Origin of the sequence: Acinetobacter tandoii, assembly GCF_008867985.1 — a bacterium.
Lineage (GTDB): Bacteria > Pseudomonadota > Gammaproteobacteria > Pseudomonadales > Moraxellaceae > Acinetobacter > Acinetobacter tandoii.
On record NZ_VXLD01000007.1, the window covers coordinates 1 to 17,069 of the forward strand.

Annotated in this window: 14 protein-coding genes; all 14 read left to right on the plus strand. The window is 42.7% G+C overall.

Features of this window, described 5'->3' with window-relative positions:
- Window positions 1-29: 29 nt before the first annotated feature.
- The 14 genes from pcaB to F4W09_RS11285 all read left to right on the plus strand — a co-directional run bounded on the left by pcaB (window position 30) and on the right by F4W09_RS11285 (window position 17,046).
- Window positions 30-1,385 (plus strand): 3-carboxy-cis,cis-muconate cycloisomerase, encoded by a 1,356-nt coding sequence (gene pcaB, locus F4W09_RS11220; RefSeq protein ID WP_151504855.1) that lies wholly within the window; start codon window positions 30-32, stop codon window positions 1,383-1,385.
- Between the two features lie 8 nt (window positions 1,386-1,393).
- Window positions 1,394-2,170 carry a 3-oxoadipate enol-lactonase gene (gene pcaD / locus F4W09_RS11225; protein WP_418655090.1) on the plus strand — a complete coding sequence of 259 codons (777 nt, stop codon included), beginning with the start codon at window positions 1,394-1,396 and terminating at the stop codon, window positions 2,168-2,170.
- 41 nt (window positions 2,171-2,211) lie between these two features.
- Complete coding sequence (pcaK, locus tag F4W09_RS11230; protein WP_104442264.1) at window positions 2,212-3,567, plus strand: 4-hydroxybenzoate transporter PcaK; 1,356 nt, start codon at window positions 2,212-2,214, stop codon at window positions 3,565-3,567.
- A gap of 14 nt (window positions 3,568-3,581) precedes the next feature.
- Window positions 3,582-4,016: a 4-carboxymuconolactone decarboxylase gene (pcaC, locus tag F4W09_RS11235; RefSeq protein ID WP_044740783.1), complete on the plus strand. Its 435-nt coding sequence runs from the start codon at window positions 3,582-3,584 to the stop codon at window positions 4,014-4,016.
- 26 nt (window positions 4,017-4,042) lie between these two features.
- Window positions 4,043-4,768, plus strand: a complete 726-nt coding sequence (gene pcaH, locus F4W09_RS11240) for a protocatechuate 3,4-dioxygenase subunit beta (RefSeq protein WP_016167603.1) — start codon at window positions 4,043-4,045, stop codon at window positions 4,766-4,768.
- Window positions 4,769-4,783: 15 nt separating this feature from the next.
- Window positions 4,784-5,413 (plus strand): protocatechuate 3,4-dioxygenase subunit alpha, encoded by a 630-nt coding sequence (gene pcaG, locus F4W09_RS11245; protein ID WP_131273766.1) that lies wholly within the window; start codon window positions 4,784-4,786, stop codon window positions 5,411-5,413.
- A 146-nt stretch (window positions 5,414-5,559) separates the two neighbouring features.
- Window positions 5,560-6,420, plus strand: coding sequence for a type I 3-dehydroquinate dehydratase (aroD, locus tag F4W09_RS11250; RefSeq protein ID WP_151504857.1), 861 nt, complete (start codon window positions 5,560-5,562; stop codon window positions 6,418-6,420).
- Window positions 6,421-6,447: 27 nt separating this feature from the next.
- Window positions 6,448-7,908, plus strand: coding sequence for a right-handed parallel beta-helix repeat-containing protein (locus F4W09_RS11255; RefSeq protein WP_151504858.1), 1,461 nt, complete (start codon window positions 6,448-6,450; stop codon window positions 7,906-7,908).
- 60 nt (window positions 7,909-7,968) lie between these two features.
- Window positions 7,969-9,285, plus strand: coding sequence for a carbohydrate porin (locus F4W09_RS11260; protein ID WP_151504859.1), 1,317 nt, complete (start codon window positions 7,969-7,971; stop codon window positions 9,283-9,285).
- 178 nt (window positions 9,286-9,463) lie between these two features.
- A complete protein-coding gene (locus tag F4W09_RS11265) occupies window positions 9,464-11,893 on the plus strand; it encodes a glucose/quinate/shikimate family membrane-bound PQQ-dependent dehydrogenase (RefSeq protein ID WP_151504860.1) in 2,430 nt (809 codons plus the stop codon).
- Between the two features lie 149 nt (window positions 11,894-12,042).
- Complete coding sequence (locus tag F4W09_RS11270) at window positions 12,043-14,094, plus strand: TonB-dependent receptor domain-containing protein (RefSeq protein WP_244948568.1); 2,052 nt, start codon at window positions 12,043-12,045, stop codon at window positions 14,092-14,094.
- 142 nt (window positions 14,095-14,236) lie between these two features.
- Window positions 14,237-15,274 carry a DUF1311 domain-containing protein gene (locus F4W09_RS11275; RefSeq protein ID WP_151504862.1) on the plus strand — a complete coding sequence of 346 codons (1,038 nt, stop codon included), beginning with the start codon at window positions 14,237-14,239 and terminating at the stop codon, window positions 15,272-15,274.
- An 89-nt stretch (window positions 15,275-15,363) separates the two neighbouring features.
- A complete protein-coding gene (locus F4W09_RS11280; protein ID WP_151504863.1) occupies window positions 15,364-16,137 on the plus strand; it encodes a Rossmann-like and DUF2520 domain-containing protein in 774 nt (257 codons plus the stop codon).
- A gap of 123 nt (window positions 16,138-16,260) precedes the next feature.
- Entirely contained in the window at window positions 16,261-17,046 is a 786-nt protein-coding gene (locus tag F4W09_RS11285; protein ID WP_151504864.1) for a fatty acid desaturase family protein, read from the plus strand.
- Window positions 17,047-17,069 lie beyond the last annotated feature (23 nt).

Sequence of the window (17,069 nt, forward strand, 5' to 3'; positions counted from 1 at the left end):
GGTTTAAAGCAGAGTTAAGGATAGCGATCATGAGCCAGTTATATGCCAGCTTATTTTACCAAAACGAGGTGACTGAAATTTTCAGTGATCGCGCTTTGGTGTCTTACATGATTGAGGCGGAAGTTGCCTTGGCACAAGCACAGGCTCAAGTCGGTGTCATTCCAGAATCTGCCGCAACCGCAATTTCCAACATTGCAGCAACTGCACTCGATCAGATTGACTTTGATGCTTTAGCTGTTGCTACAGGCTTGGCGGGCAATATCGCGATCCCTTTTGTGAAGCAATTAACTGCGATTGTGAAACAAAACGATGAAGATGCTGCACGTTATGTACATTGGGGTGCAACCAGTCAAGACATTTTAGATACTGCCTGTATTTTGCAGTGCCGTGCAGCAATGACACATGTTGAAGCTTTAATTCAACAATGTTATCGCACAGCTTTGGCTCAAGCAGAACAGTATCGCTCACAAGTGATGATTGGGCGCACGTGGTTGCAGCAAGGTTTACCCATTACCTTAGGTCATAAATTAGCACGTTGGGCTTCGGCCTTTCATCGTGATTTGGCCCGTATTGAAGCCATGAAATCACGCGTGTTGACTGCTCAATTGGGTGGTGCAGTCGGTTCATTGGCTTCTTTGCAGCATCAAGGCACAGCAGTTGTACAAGCATTTGCAGCGCAGTTAAAACTTTCTGTTCCAAGCTGTACTTGGCATGGTGAGCGCGACCGTATTGTTGAAATCGCGAGCGTCTTAGCAATGGTGACAGGTAGCTTGGGCAAGATGGCACGTGACTGGTCTTTGATGATGCAAACTGAAATTGCTGAAGTGTTTGAGCCAACCGCAAAAGGTCGTGGTGGTTCATCCACTATGCCACATAAGCGCAATCCTGTCACGGCGGCATCTGTATTGGCAGCAGCCAATCGTGTCCCTGTGTTGATGTCGAGTTTGTATCAAAGCATGGTGCAAGAACATGAGCGCAGTCTAGGGGGATGGCATGCGGAATGGCTAGCATTGCCTGAAATTTTCCAACTCTGTGCTGGTGCTTTAGAGCGAACTTTGGATGTTTTACAAGGGATGCAAGTTAGTGCAGAGAACATGCAGCGCAATTTGGAATGTACTCAAGGCTTAATTATGGCAGAAGCGGTGATGATGGCATTGGCGCCACACATCGGACGTTTACAGGCTCATCATCTGGTAGAGGATGCGTGTAAAACAGCTGTTGCAAAAGGCGTGCATTTAAGAGATGTGATTGCTGAATTGGATCAAGTTAAAGACTTATTCAGCGTAGCTCAGGTTTTAGAAATTTTTAAACCCGAATCTTATCTTGGCAATATTCAAGACCAGATTAATGCGGTGTTGCAAGAAGCAAAAGGAGAGGCAAAGTGAATATCACGATGACCAATCGTCAAGGTAAGACTTTATCTGTTGCGATCAGTGGGCAAGACAATGCGCCTGTGATTGTATTTTCAAACTCATTGGGTACAGATAAAAGCATGTGGCAGCCCCAAGTTGCTGCTTTTGAACAGCAGTTCAAAGTGGTGACTTATGACACGCGTGGTCATGGACAAAGCGATGTGATTGAGCAAACCACTGTACAAAATCTTGCAGAAGATGTGATTGATATTCTTGATGGTTTAAACATTGAAAAAGCGCATTTTTGTGGAATTTCGATGGGTGGCATGACGGCTTTATGGCTCGGTATTCACCATGCGGATCGTTTTCATAGCATAACTGTGGCGAACTCAGCAGCCAAAATTTGGACTGAAGAGGGTTGGAATGCACGTGCAGATGCAGTGACAGCCAATGGCTTAGCAGATTTGGTCAAAACTACGCACACCCGTTGGTTCAGTGAACAGTTTGATTATCAACATGATGCTTTGGCACAGCGCACCATTCAGTCTTTAGCGACTACGCCAGCAATGGGTTATGCAGAATCTTGCCGTGTATTGGCGCAAGCAGATTTGAGCGAAGAAATTCAACAGATTCAGATTCCTACTTTATTGATTGCAGGCGCATTTGATCCAGTCACGACAGTGGCAGATGGCGTCTTTATGCAACAACAGATTCAAAAGAGTGAACTTGCGGTGATTGATGCATCGCATCTTTCCAATATTGAGCAACCTGAGCTGTTTACCCAAACCCTCAGCCAGTTTATTGGATCGATTCAATAGTTTAAGGATTTTAAAAGGACTTTCAGCCCAAGGAGGCAGGTATGGCGTCTCAGGAATACGCTACTCAAAAAACGAGTATAGACGCACAAGCACTGATTAATGATGCACCGATTAGCAAATATCAGTGGCTTATCGCAATTGTATGTTTTCTCATTGTTTTTGTTGACGGTATTGATACTGCAGCAATGGGTTTTATTGCTCCCGCTTTAGCACAAGACTGGGGTATAGACCGTTCGCAACTGGGTCCAGTCATGAGTGCAGCCTTAGGCGGCATGATTATTGGCGCTTTGGTGTCTGGTCCAACCGCTGACCGCTTTGGGCGAAAGATTGTTTTAAGCGTTTCGATGCTGATTTTCGGTGGTTTTACTTTGGCATCAGCATATGCAACTGACTTAAACACTTTAGTGATACTGCGCTTTTTAACGGGTATTGGTTTGGGCGCGGCAATGCCGAATGCAACCACGCTATTTTCTGAATATTGCCCGCAGCGCTCCCGCTCGTTACTCGTGACCTGTATGTTCTGTGGTTATAACTTGGGTATGGCGACGGGTGGTTTCATCAGCAGTTGGTTAATCCCAACCTTTGGTTGGCACAGTTTGTTTTTACTCGGCGGTTGGTCACCACTGATTTTGATGCTTTTGGTGATTTTCTTCCTGCCAGAATCCTATCGTTTCTTGATTGTGAAAGGTCGTGATAATGCCAAAGTTCATCAAATTTTGACGCGTATTGCACCGACGCAAGTACAAGGTGTCACTGAGTTTCATGTGCCAGAGGAAAAAGCAGAAGGTGCAGAGAAGAAAGGCGTGTTTGGCATGCTGTTCTCTCAAAAATATGTCAAAGGTACAGTTTTATTGTGGCTGACCTATTTCATGGGTTTGGTGATGATTTACCTACTCACCAGTTGGTTACCAACTTTAATGCGTGAAACAGGGGCTTCTTTAGAGCGTGCAGCATTCATCGGTGGTTTGTTCCAATTTGGCGGTGTACTCAGCGCTTTATTTATTGGCTGGGCAATGGATCGCTTCAATCCGAACCGTATTATTGCTGGTTTCTATTTTGTCGCTGGAATCTTTGCCTTCGCTGTGGGGCAGAGCTTAGCAAACCCGACATTACTTGCCATTTTAGTGCTTTGCGCAGGTGTTGCAATTAATGGTGCACAGTCGGCTATGCCAGCACTCAGCGCTCGTTTTTACCCGACGCAATGCCGTGCAACAGGTGTGGCTTGGATGTCTGGAATTGGTCGTTTCGGTGCGGTATTTGGTGCTTGGATTGGTGCGGTATTACTCGGCAATGACTGGTCGTTTACTGCAATTTTGAGCTTACTCATGATTCCTGCAACGGCAGCGGCTGTCGCAATTTTTGTTAAATCACTTGTTGCACATACTGACGCAACTTAATTGAGGATTCTCCCATGAATGATGAACAACGCTATGAACAAGGGATCAAAGTCCGAACTGAAGTGCTAGGTGAAAAGCATGTGAATCGTTCGATCGAGAACCTGAATGATTTCAACGCAGATTTTCAAAATTTTATCAGCCGTTTTGCATGGGGTGAAGTGTGGTCTAGACCAGGTTTGCCCCGCCATACCCGCAGTTTAGTGACGATTGCAATTTTATTGTCTCTAGGGCGTGAAGACGAATTACGTATGCATTTACGTGCTTGTTTTAACAATGGTGTGACTAAGGATGAGTTAAAAGAATTGATTCTGCACTGCTCACTCTATGCAGGTCTACCAGCAGCCAATGCAGCCATGCATATGGCAGAAGAGGTATTTGCAGATTTGGGCATTGCACCAAAAAAACTCAGTGAACTGCAATCTGATTCAGAACAAACCAATCAAGAGTAATGGAACAAGATTAAGAGGGACGTCACATGTCGCAACTTATTTTAGGTGCATACGCACAACGCAATACCGATGATCATCCGCCAGCATACGCACCTGGCTACAAAACCAGTGTATTACGCTCGCCTAAAAATGCATTGATCTCAATTGCAGAAACTTTAACTGAAGTGACCGCACCGCATTTCAGTGCAGACCAGTTTGGTCCTAAAGATAATGATTTGATCTTGAACTATGCCAAAGAAGGTTTGCCGATTGGTGAGCGCATTATTGTGCATGGTTATGTCCGTGATCAGTTTGGTCGCCCAGTCAAAAATGCTTTGCTCGAAGTTTGGCAAGCCAATGCTTCTGGTCGTTATCGTCATCCAAATGACCAATTTATTGGTGCAATGGACCCGAACTTTGGCGGCTGTGGTCGCATGATGACTGATGCCAATGGTTATTTTGTATTCCGTACCATTAAACCAGGTCCGTACCCTTGGCGTAACCGTATTAATGAATGGCGTCCTGCACACATTCATTTCTCTTTGATTGCTGATGGTTGGGCACAACGTCTCATTTCGCAGTTCTACTTTGAAGGCGATACGCTCATTGATTCGTGTCCAATTATTAAAACCATTCCTTCGGAAGAACAACGTCGTGCATTGATTGCTTTAGAAGACAAGAGCAACTTCATTGAAGCAGACAGCCGTTGTTATCGCTTTGACATCACTTTACGTGGTCGTCGTGCGACTTATTTCGAAAATGATTTGACTTAATTCAGGGAGAACAACATGAACAATTGGAACTTTCAAGAATTGCATGAAACTCCATCTCAAACAGGTGGACCATATGTACACATTGGTTTGTTACCAAAACAAGCCAACATTGAAGTCTTTGAAAATAACTTTAACAACCAACTGGTTAAAGAAAACACTTTAGGTGAACGTATTCGCTTGGAAGGTCAGGTGTTTGACGGCTTAGGTTTACCATTACGTGATGTTTTAATCGAGATTTGGCAAGCTGATGCCAATGGTGTGTATCCAAGTGCGGCCGACATTCAAGGCAAAGCAGTTGACCCTAATTTTCTTGGTTGGGGACGTACAGGTGCAGACTTCGAAACAGGTTTCTGGAGTTTTAACACCATTAAGCCAGGTGCTGTTCCAGGCCGAAAAGGTACAACCCAAGCCCCGCATATTGCACTGATCATTTTTGCACGTGGCATCAATATTGGCTTAAACACGCGTGTTTACTTTGATGATGAAGCGGAAGCAAATGCACAAGATCCTGTGCTCAAAGGCATTGAATGGGCACCACGTCGTCAGACTTTAATTGCCAAGCGCGAAGAGCGTGACGGTGAAGTGGTTTATCGCTTTGACATTCGTATACAAGGCGAAGACGAAACAGTCTTTCTAGATATCTAAGCTCATGAAAAGCGCAAGAAAGCTTGCGCTTATTAAAGAGAAAAAAGTTTATACGTGGTGATTGCATGTCCCATTGCATGAATCCCACGTATGTTTGCGGCTGATGACTGAAGTCAGGCAATAGTTTGAAAATACAAGGAACTGTAATGATTACCATCAAAAAATTAGCGATGCAACTCTGCTTAAGCAGTGCAGTTATCGCAGCAATGCCAGCGACATTTGCAGCTGAAACAGCTCAATCTCATGTACAACACTATATGGTCAAAAACGTCAATATTGGTGATTTGCCTGCTAAAACCATTGTACCCATTACTGCAAAAACGGCTGAACAAGCACTTGCACAAGCCAAAGTAATTGCGAGTAATCCAGATGCAGATTTGGCTGAGTTCCGTATTGATTTACTCGAATTTTCTGCAGACACAAAAAAAGTCATCGCACTGGGTCAGCAGTTAAATCAAATTCTAAAAGATAAACCCTTAATTGCCACCATTCGTACCCATAACGAAGGCGGAAAAATGACGGTGTCTGACCAGGACTATGAAAAGATTTATCGTGAATATTTGAAAAAGCCATTCATGCAATTGCTCGATATCGAGATGTTCCGTGATGCAGAAAGTGTCGCAAAATTAACCAAATTGGCGCATGATAAACATGTGTTAGTGATCATGTCGAATCACGATTTTAATAAAACGCCAGAACAACAAGAAATTGAAAACCGTTTGTTCAAACAAGACCAAATGGGTGCAGATATTTTGAAAATTGCGGTGATGCCGAAATCTAAACAAGATGTCTTTACCTTAATGAACGCAACATTGGCAGTCAGCCAAAAAAGTCAAAAACCCCTGCTGACTATGTCGATGGGGCAGTTAGGCACGATCTCACGAGTGGCAACTGCCAACATGGGGGGGAGCCTAAGTTTCGGCATGATTGGTGAGGCTTCAGCACCAGGTCAAATTGATGTGACCCAACTTAAGCAGTTCCTTAAAACTGTGCAGCCTACACCTTAAGACTTCAAGATATAAAAGGATTTGAACATGAAATTATCAACTTTACGTTTCACTACACTGGTTTTAAGTTTGGCGGCTTCTGGTTTGGCTAGTGCAGAAACTTATATTGTTGACCGCTATCAGGATGATAGTGCAAAAGGTTCATTACGTTGGGCAATTGAACAATCCAATGCCAATGCTGCACAAACAAATGAAATTCAGATTCAAGCTGTAGGTAAGGCTCCTTATGTCATTAAGCTGAATCAAGCTTTACCACCAATTAAATCTTCTGTAAAAATTATTGGTACCCAGTGGGACAAAACAGGCGAGTTTATTGCCATTGATGGTTCAAACTATATTAAAGGTGAGGGTGCCAAAGCCTGCCCAGGTGCTAACCCTGAACAGTATGGTACCAACGTTCGTACCATGACTTTACCCGGTCTAGTGCTACAAGATGTGAATGGTGTGACCTTAAAAGGGCTTGATATTCACCGTTTTTGTATTGGTGTTTTGATTAATCGTTCGAGCAATAACCTGATTCAACATAACCGTATTAGTAATAACTACGGTGGCTCAGGTGTGATGCTGACAGGTGATGATGGTAAGGGCAATCCAACCTCAACTACCACCAATAATAACAAAGTTTTGAACAACTTATTTGTAGATAATGGTGATGGTTTAGAGCTAACGCGTGGTGCGGCATTTAATCTTGTTGCTAATAATTTGTTTACTTCAACCAAAGCCAACCCCGAGCCATCTCAGGGCATCGAGATTCTTTGGGGCAATGATAATGCCGTGGTCGGTAACAAATTTGAAAACTACTCCGATGGTTTGCAAATTAACTGGGGCAAACGTAACTATGTTGCCTATAACGAACTGACAAACAACTCGATTGGTTTTAACTTAACGGGGGATGGCAACATCTTTGATAGTAATAAAGTTCATGGTAACCGTTTAGGAATAGCCATTCGTTCAGAAAAAGATGCCAATGCCCGCACAACCTTGACCAAAAACTTAATTTGGGACAATGGTAAAGATATTAAGCGCTGTGAAGCAGGTGGTTCATGTGTACCGAATCAACGTTTGGGTGCGATTGTGTTTGCTGTACCTGCGCTAGAACATGCAGGTTTTGTGGGTTCTCGTGGTGGTGGTGTGGTCATTGAAGATGCGAAACTTCAAAAAACTTGTACCCAGCCAAATGAACAGGGCTGTAATGCGATGCCAAACCAAAACATTCAAGCGCCACGTTTAAGCTATAGCAAAGGTCAAGTCACTGCTACAGTTCAAGCACAGCCAAATCAACGCTACCACGTTGAATTCTTTACCAATCGCCAAGCGAATGCTCAAGAAGCTGAACAGTATTTAGGAATGCAAGTTTTAACAACCAATGCACAAGGTCAAGGTCAAGCAACATGGAAAGTAGCGAGTGGTGTGGCGAATGTCACCGCGAATGTCACAGATCACTTGGGCGCTACTTCTGAACTGAGTCCAGCCATTCGCATTAAATAATAAAAACCGCATGGAAAGCTCACTAAAGTTGAGCTTTCCTCACAGAAAAGGATGTTTGGTATGCAACAACTATTAAAACTAGGTACATTATCTTTGGCGCTTTTAACTTGCCAATTGGCTTCAGCCAATGAGTTTTATTCGGCAGACCGTCAATGGTTATTGGGTGATTGGAACGGTGAACGGAAGCAACTGGAAGATCAAGGTTACAAATTTACCGCTGCTATTATGAGTCAGGCGGCAACCAATTTGGCTGGCGGTTATAACGATGACAATACTCTGGAAAATGCGGGACAACTGACTTTAGGCGCTAATTTCGATTTAAGCAAAATTGCAGGTTGGGAAAATACTACAGCTGGCTTAATGATTACCAAACGTGATGGTAACTCATTAACGCTTGAACGCATTAAAGACCCGCGTGCCAGCACTTTAGGGAATACGCAAGAAATTTACGGGCGTGGAAAAATCTGGCGCCTCACCCAAGCATGGATCAAAACAGGATTTGATGATAACCGTGTTCAATTCAAGATTGGACGTATGGGCATGTCGGATGACTTTAACAGCTCGCAATGTGAATTCCAGAACTTGCTGCTTTGTGGTGGTCAGTTAGGCAAATCAATTGGTTCGATCTGGTACAACTGGCCTGTAGGACTCTGGGGTACCAATCTTAAATACCAATTTGCACCTGCATGGTCACTTGGTTTGGGTGTGTATGAAGTCAATCCGGACAATGTCAAAACACAATCGAATAGTGATGGTTTTAACCTTGATATGGACAATGTTGAGGGTGCCACCATTCCTGTAGAGTTGGCTTGGAAACCAAAGTTAGCCTCGTTTAATGGCTTGCCTGGGGAATATAAAGTGGGTGCACTGTATTCCACCGCCGAAGCAAAAGATATTCGTAGTGGCGAAATGCAAGATGGTAAATACAGTTTTTGGTTGAATGCACAACAGCAACTCACACAGCATGGGGCAGATCCGAAGCGTGGTTTATACATTAGCTTTAATGGTGTAGTGAACGATAAGGCCACAACATTTGTAGAAAGTACACAACAACTCGCGCTTTGGTACAAAGGGCCTTTTGACAGTCGCCCGAATGATTCCATCGGTTTTGGTTTAGCCAATTATGTCGTGAATGATCGTGCGACGGACAAGCAAATCGCCACCAATGAAGGTCGTGGTTATTACAGTTATGATGCTGTTGCGAGTGACTATGTCCCGATTCAACGTGACGAGTTGAATGTCGAACTGAACTATACCTACCAATGGTCCCCAGCGGTCATGCTCAGACCAAACTTGCAATACATCTACCAACCGACAGGGGTAAAAGAAGTAGAGGACGCATGGGTGGCAGGTTTAACCATGAAAGTTAATTTTTAACAGTACTTAGACTGAAAATTGTTTAAAATATAAGCATTAGTGCTGTTTAGTTTAAACACTTTGGTCAAGGCTTTCGCATTGTAGATGCGAAAGTACAAGAATTTATTCGTGATGATAAATGATACTCAAAGGAGAGAGGGAGTGGTCATTTAAACTCACGGCACTTGGAGTAAGATGTATGTCTGAAGCTCAATCTAAGCCAGGAGCCATATTTAAAATATGGTGCTTTATCCTAGGCTTGGCCTTATTGTTAACAGGCCTATTTTATTTAATTGGTGGCGGAAAGCTCATCAGTTTAGGTGGCTCTTGGTACTTCTTCATTGCAGGCTTGGTGACGATCGTTTCAGCGATTTTCATTTTTCGAAAACAAGCCCTTGGGGTCGGATTATTCAGCTTAGTCTTTATTGGTACTGTCATTTGGGCATTGATTGATACAGGCTTGGAATTCTGGCCACTACATTCACGCTTAATGTTCCCAGCAGGCTTATTTGCTGCTGTGCTATTCACATTGCCATCTATTCGTAAATACCAGCAACAAACAGCAATGTCAGCACCAGCTTATGTGGTTGGTGGATTGACTGTTTTGGGTATGTTAGGTGGTTTGTACGGTATGTTCATTCCACACCCAACCGTTCAAGCATCGGGTGAGGAATTGCCACTTGTACCCGTCGAACCAAGTAAGCAGCAAGTCAATTGGGATCATTATGGTAGTGATGCAGGCGGTAGCCGTTTCGCTGCACTCGACCAAATTAACCGAAATAACGTATCTAAACTTAAGGAAGCTTGGCGCTTCCAAACGGGCGATATGACTACAGGTTCGGGTAATGGTGCAGAAGATCAAATGACACCATTACAGGTCGGCAATAAGGTCTTTTTGTGTACCCCGCATAACAATATGATTGCTTTGGATGCGGACACAGGTAAACAAATCTGGAAAGCTGAAGTCAACTCGAAAGCCGATGCTTGGGAGCGTTGTCGTGGCGTTGCTTATTTTGATTCGACGCAAGCATTGGTACAGCCAACCTTGGCAGGAGCAACAGCCGTAACAGCAGTCGCGACCAATACAGCTTGCCCACGTCGTGTCTATACCAATACCCCTGATGGTCGTTTAATTGCAGTCAATGCTGATACAGGTGAGCGTTGTAAAGACTTTGGTGTTGATGGGACTGTGAATTTGCTTGAAGGCTTAGGTGATGGTACTAAAGCGCCACGTTTTGAAGTGACTTCGGCACCGACCATTGCAGGTACATCGATTGTCATTGGCAGCCGTATTGCCGATAACGTCGGTGCAGACATGCCGGGTGGTGTAATTCGTGCATACGATGTCATTACAGGTCAATTGCGTTGGGCGTTCGATCCGCGTAATCCAGATCCGAACTATGTGTTAAAACCAGGTGAAACTTATAAACGTAGTTCGGCCAACTCATGGGCGGCTATGTCTTATGATCCTCAAATGAATACCGTGTTCTTACCAATGGGAAGTTCATCAGTTGACCTTTGGGGTGCAAATCGTCAACCTTTAGATCATAAATACAATACCTCGGTATTGGCACTTGATGCGACCACAGGTAAAGAAAAGTGGGTTTATCAAACCGTTCATAATGATTTATGGGACTTTGACTTACCAATGCAACCAAGTTTGGTGGATTTCCCACTCAAAGATGGTTCGACTAAACCTGCTGTAGTCATTGGTACCAAGTCTGGTCAGTTCTTTGTGCTTGACCGTGTCACAGGTAAACCATTGACCAAAGTCGTTGAACAGCCTGTCAAAGCTGCAGATATTCCAAATGAACAATACAGTTTGACCCAACCGCGTTCTATTGAAATGCCACAAATTGGTAATCAAACGCTGACTGAATCAGATATGTGGGGTGCTACACCATTTGATCAATTGATGTGTCGTATTAATTTTAAATCGATGCGTTATGAAGGTCTATTTACAGCACCAGGTACTGATGTTTCATTAAGCTTTCCAGGTTCACTGGGTGGCATGAACTGGGGTTCTATTGCTTTCGATCCAACGCATCGATATATGTTTGTGAACGACATGCGTTTAGGGCTTTGGATTCAGTTGATCAAACAAACTCCTGAAGACTTGGCGATTCAAGCCAATGGCGGTGAGAAAGTGAATACGGGTATGGGTGCAGTACCAATGAAAGGCACACCATACAAAGTGAACAAAAACCGTTTCTGGTCAGCGTTAAGCATTCCTTGTCAAAAACCACCATTTGGTACCATGACTGCAATTGATATGAAAACTCGTCAAATTGCATGGCAGGTTCCTTTGGGTACAGTCGAAGATACAGGTCCAATGGGTATCAAAATGGGATTAAAAGCACCGATTGGTATGCCAACCATTGGCGGTCCAATGGCAACACAGGGTGGTTTAGTGTTCTTTGCAGCAACACAAGATTACTACTTACGTGCCTTCAATTCATCTAATGGTGAAGAATTGTGGAAAGCACGTTTACCTGTGGGGAGTCAGGGTACGCCAATCAGCTACATTTCACCAAAAACAGGTAAGCAATATGTGGTCATTTCAGCAGGCGGTGCGCGTCAGTCGCCCGATCATGGTGATTATGTGATTGCTTATAGTTTAGAAGACTAAAACGTATTATTGTTGGGAGAGTCCTTCCTTGAGGAGGGGCTTTCCACATTCCTACCAAGATGATAATAAAAGGATGTCTTGTGAAATTATATAGTCGCAATCCACTTCCCTTTAAATATGCTTTATTAGCCACAGTGATTCTAAAATCGATGGCACTGTATGCTCAAGATACAGCAGCATATCAACTCCCAGTCATTACCGTGCAAGCCGTACGTACTGAAAATGAATTGTTACAGACCCCAGCTTCTATACATAAAGTAGAAGTTGCGCCATCGCAATCCAACACTCATGTGAATGTGTCTGAACTATTGCAAGGTGTAGCGGGTTTACAAATGAATAACCGTGAAAATTACGCGCAAGATTTGCAAATTTCCATGCGTGGCTTTGGAGCGCGTTCTACTTTTGGTGTGCGGGGCATACGGCTTTATGTCGATGGCATTCCTGCTACCATGCCTGATGGTCAGGGACAAAGTTCTAATATTGATTTAGACAGCTTGGACAATATTGAAGTTTTAACAGGTCCATTTTCTGCCATTTATGGTAACTCATCGGGTGGAACCATTCTAACCGAAACTAAAGAAGGACAAGGGAAAGACTCGATTCAAGTGGGGTTAAATGCAGGCAGCCACCATAAACAACAAGCCAATATTCAATTACAAGGGGGTTCAGAGCAAGCCAATCAACCCGCTTATGTGATTAGTTCTTCCTATTTTGATACTGATGGTTTTCGCGATCATAGCGCTGCGCGAAAAGTGTTGAATAATGCCAAGCTCACTTGGAATTTGGAGGATGGTAGTAAGATTAATTGGCTCATAAACCGTACAAAAATTGAGGCAGATGATCCACAAGGTTTAAATCGTGCGCAATGGAAAGCCAATCCGAAGCAAGTGAATGATGCTAAAAATATTTATGATGTACGTAAAGAAATTGAACAAACCCAAACAGGGTTGACATGGAACAAACCACTGAATGATCAGCAAGAGTTGTATGGCATGGTCTATTTTGGCAATAGGCAGGTTGTGCAATATCAGTCGATCCCGAGTAGTGCCCAAAAAAATCCTCGTCATGCAGGTGGAGTGATCGATTTTGATCGAGATTATTATGGTGCAGACTTCCGTTGGATGGGGAAAGAGCTCTTGCCGAATACTACATTTATTGCAGGTTTGGCATTTGATCAGATGCGCGAAGATCGTCAGGGGTATGAAAACTTTGATGCGACAGGGCGTTATGGTGTGAAAGGTAATTTACGTCGTGATGAAATCAATACCTTATGGAATCTCGATCCTTACATCCAAGCCTCATGGCAGTTTTTACCACAGTGGCACTTAGATGCAGGTTTACGTTATAGCAACGTCAATTATGAGTCCGAAGATCATTACATCACCGCAGGTAATGGGGATGACAGTGGTTCAACCGATTATCAAAAGTTACTTCCAACTGTCGCTTTGGGTTGGGAAATTTTACCCGAGCTTTATGCTTATACCAGTTATGGTAAAGGCTTCGAAACACCAACCTTTACCGAGATGGCTTATCCTACAGTAGGGACTTCAGGCATTAATTTTAATTTAAAACCTGCGACGAGTGATACCGCAGAACTTGGATTAAAATCGCAGAATAGCTTAGGGCTGTTTACTTTTGCTGTATTTCATACTGAAACTAAAAATGACATTGTTCCTGACGATGCCAATGGTGGGCGTAGCACATTTCGCAATGCAGACAAAACCTTACGTGAAGGCTTAGAGTTATCGTGGCAAAAACAGCTCTGGCAGGCACTCAATGTTCGAACCAGTTATAGTTATTTAGATGCGACTTTTGATGCTGATATTCCAGCAACCTCAACTAAGCCGCTGATACGGAAAGGAACATACATTCCCGGAATTGCCAAGAATCAAGCTTTTGTAGGCTTGGCATGGCAACCTGAGCAGGGCTTTCAGGCAGGCTTGGATGCACGTTATATGGACAAGATTTATGTCGATGATATCAATTCCGATACTGCACCAAGTTATACGGTCGTTGCGGCAAATTTTGGCTATTTGTGGGTCAATAAAGACTGGAAAATCAATACTTATGCACGCGTCGATAATTTGTTTGATCGAAACTATGTGGGTTCTGTGATCGTTAATGATAGTAATAGTCGCTTCTTTGAACCTGCGGATGGTCGAAACTTTAGCGTTGGTGTGAGTGTGAACAAGACTTTCTAGAAAGCTCACAGTAAAACTAAAAAAGGGACGAAATAGTCCCTTTTTTACGATTTAAAATCTTTCATGATTTAATTACTCGTTTTTTTAGCCCAAATTTGCTTAAATACGCCTCGAAAAATAACAAACAGACATTGGGCTTTATATGAATAAACTTGCCAATTCTTTGGTTTTTGCAACATTATGTAGCAGCATGCTTTTAACGGGTTGTGATTTCTTTAAGGGAAAGAAAGACAGCGCCGAAGCAGAACAAGCCACACCCGCAGTGAATGAATGGGACTGTAGCAATGAGGCGAAGTTAAAAGAGATTAAGAATGCTTTACAGCAAGACTATTTGAAAAAGTTAGATAAAGCCTTACGTAACTCGAGTTACTATCAGTCGGATAAAAACCTGACCGATACCATCACGCAGAATATTAAATTTGAAGTCAAAAGTATTACAACAGTAACGGAACAACCTGAGACGGCCAAACAACTGGAATGTCATAGCGAGTTGGTCGTGAAAATGCCGAAAGGTTTACAGAAACGTGCTGAAAATGCTTTTGAGGCAGAATATTGCGAAGAGTGTGAACGAGAAGCAGAGACGCTTAAAGACTATATTGAAAGTGAAGTATATGGTTTAACGATGCAAAATGATCAACTCAAAGGATCATTTAATTATCAACTGATTAAAACGGATAAAGAAGGTATTCAACTCCAGCTACCAAAAGAAAATAAAGTGTTAGATGGACTCGTTTATATCACCGAAAAAGCAGTACAACTTGCTGCTTATGAAGAAGAGAATAAAGATATTGCAGATAGCCAAGAAGCTAACGCTCAAGAAGAGGCAGCGCAACAAGAACTCGCTCAGAAATCTATGGATATCCGTCAGAAAGAACTCAATGCTGATCAGGCAAAAGTGGTAGATCGTTTGAATCAAACATGGGATCGTTTTAGTAGTGAGCAAAAAGCACAATTACAACAGGACCAGTCGGATTGGTTTGAAAAGCGTGATGTAGACTGTAAAGTGCTTGCGCAAACGAGCATTCATAATATTGCTGAAAAAGATCGTGAAACTTACCAACAGCATTACAACTATTGGGATGAGCAAATGAGAGCACAAAATCAGGACATGCAATACACCAAATGCTTTAATCAAAAAACGTCGGAGCGTATTGTTTATTTAAACAATGTCTTTAATTAATTAGAAAGTTGCTTGAAATAAAAAGGACGAATTGATTCGTCCTTTTTTTATTGGCATGCTTAGCGCAGAAATAGAGAGTAAGCGTAGACATGCGAATTAGTTTTATTGGTGCTGGACGTGTTGCCCACCATTTGGCATCTGCTTTAAAGCAACACCATCAAATTGTACAAATATATAGTCGAACTTGGGAAAAGTCACAACATTTGGCAGAGCAGGTGGCAGCACAAGCATGTCGATCATTAACCGACTTATCTTCAGAAATTGATTTGCTCATTCTTGCTGTCAGCGATCAATCTATTGCCACCGTCATCGCTGAAGTTGCACCGTTGTTGCCAGAGGTTCTGATCGTACATACTTCGGGTAGTACTGATCTGCAAATTCTACAGCAACAGCACTCAAATTCTGGCGTATTTTATCCTTTACAGACCTTTAGTTTAGAACGAGAGGTAGATTGGAAACAAACCCCATTATTTATTGAAGCTGCAAATAAAGACCATCAAAAACAGTTATTGAATTTGGCTCAACAGTTGAGCAAGCGTGTCTATGCTTATAGTTCACAGCAACGTTTAAGTTTGCATTTGGCTGCAGTATTTGCCTGTAATTTTGCCAATTACTGTTACGATATGAGCAAGCAAATTGTCGATCAGACGCAAGTTGATTTTAGTTTGTTATATCCGCTGATCTTGGAAACAGCAGCGAAAGCCACCCAAAATGATCCTAAAATGATGCAAACTGGACCTGCGGTACGCGGTGATGTGAATATTTTACAGATGCATCAATCAATATTAGTGGATTTAAAACGACCTGATTTGGCTGAGGTTTATACCTTAATGAGTCAGCAAATTATGCAGCGACATCGTTAATGGAAGGATGAATAACTGATGTACCTGTGAAAAACAAGTAAAGCCGCTGAAAAAGTGGCTTTTTTTATGCATTAGGATTAGGTAGAGTGCTTCTGAAAATAAATACAAACAATTAGAGGGTGTATGCGTTCACATTTATTATTAGAACAGGTGCAGTGGAAAGATCTTGTGCAGTTAGGCCGTACTGATGTCATCAGTGAGTTACTCATTTCTTTACCATGGTTACTGGTCTCATTCATTTTCGCAAGTTTTCAGTGGTATCTTTTGGCACTGTTTTGCTCGTTTATGTTTTTCTTAACAGGGCTTAGACAAGTGCATAATGCCTTTCATTTTGCTTTAGGGATTAGCCGACCCGCGACGCATTGGGTCATGTTTGTCTTAAGTATTATTATGCTTGGTTCAATGCATGCGGTACAAATTAATCATCTTCGACATCATCAGCACTGTATGCAAGAAGAGGATATTGAAGCAAAAAGTGCAACCATGAAGTGGTGGCAAGCTTTGCTTTTTGGCCCTATTTTTCCGTGGATGTTGCATAAAAAAGCATTCGAGGTTGGAAGTAAGACGCAGAAAAAGTGGATGTCTGCTGAGCTTATTGCCAATGTGATCGTGCTGTTTTTGGTTTTTATCGTCTTGGATATCAGTGTTTTAAAATACCATGTCAGTGCAATGTTGATTGGGCAATGCATGACGGCTTTTTTTGCGGTATGGACGGTGCATCATGATACAGAAGATCATATTTATATGGCACGTACAGTACGTAATGAGTTCAAACGCGTAGTGACCTACAACATGTTTTATCATGTAGAGCATCATTTATTTCCCGCAGTACCGACACGACGTTTACATATTTTGGCAAAACGCTTAGATGCACATGATCCGACAGTTGAAATTCGGCATGTGTTTTAATCATTTCAGAATAAAAAAATAGG

Coding starts and splice junctions, on each gene's coding strand:
- F4W09_RS11285 (WP_151504864.1), top strand. CDS start 16,261: ATGCGTTCACATTTATTATTAGAACAGGTGCAGTGGAAAGATCTTGTG.
- F4W09_RS11260 (WP_151504859.1), top strand. CDS start 7,969: ATGCAACAACTATTAAAACTAGGTACATTATCTTTGGCGCTTTTAACT.
- pcaG (WP_131273766.1), top strand. CDS start 4,784: ATGAACAATTGGAACTTTCAAGAATTGCATGAAACTCCATCTCAAACA.
- aroD (WP_151504857.1), top strand. CDS start 5,560: ATGATTACCATCAAAAAATTAGCGATGCAACTCTGCTTAAGCAGTGCA.
- pcaB (WP_151504855.1), top strand. CDS start 30: ATGAGCCAGTTATATGCCAGCTTATTTTACCAAAACGAGGTGACTGAA.
- pcaD (WP_418655090.1), top strand. CDS start 1,394: ATGACCAATCGTCAAGGTAAGACTTTATCTGTTGCGATCAGTGGGCAA.
- pcaC (WP_044740783.1), top strand. CDS start 3,582: ATGAATGATGAACAACGCTATGAACAAGGGATCAAAGTCCGAACTGAA.
- F4W09_RS11270 (WP_244948568.1), top strand. CDS start 12,043: ATGGCACTGTATGCTCAAGATACAGCAGCATATCAACTCCCAGTCATT.
- F4W09_RS11280 (WP_151504863.1), top strand. CDS start 15,364: ATGCGAATTAGTTTTATTGGTGCTGGACGTGTTGCCCACCATTTGGCA.
- F4W09_RS11255 (WP_151504858.1), top strand. CDS start 6,448: ATGAAATTATCAACTTTACGTTTCACTACACTGGTTTTAAGTTTGGCG.
- F4W09_RS11265 (WP_151504860.1), top strand. CDS start 9,464: ATGTCTGAAGCTCAATCTAAGCCAGGAGCCATATTTAAAATATGGTGC.
- pcaK (WP_104442264.1), top strand. CDS start 2,212: ATGGCGTCTCAGGAATACGCTACTCAAAAAACGAGTATAGACGCACAA.
- pcaH (WP_016167603.1), top strand. CDS start 4,043: ATGTCGCAACTTATTTTAGGTGCATACGCACAACGCAATACCGATGAT.
- F4W09_RS11275 (WP_151504862.1), top strand. CDS start 14,237: ATGAATAAACTTGCCAATTCTTTGGTTTTTGCAACATTATGTAGCAGC.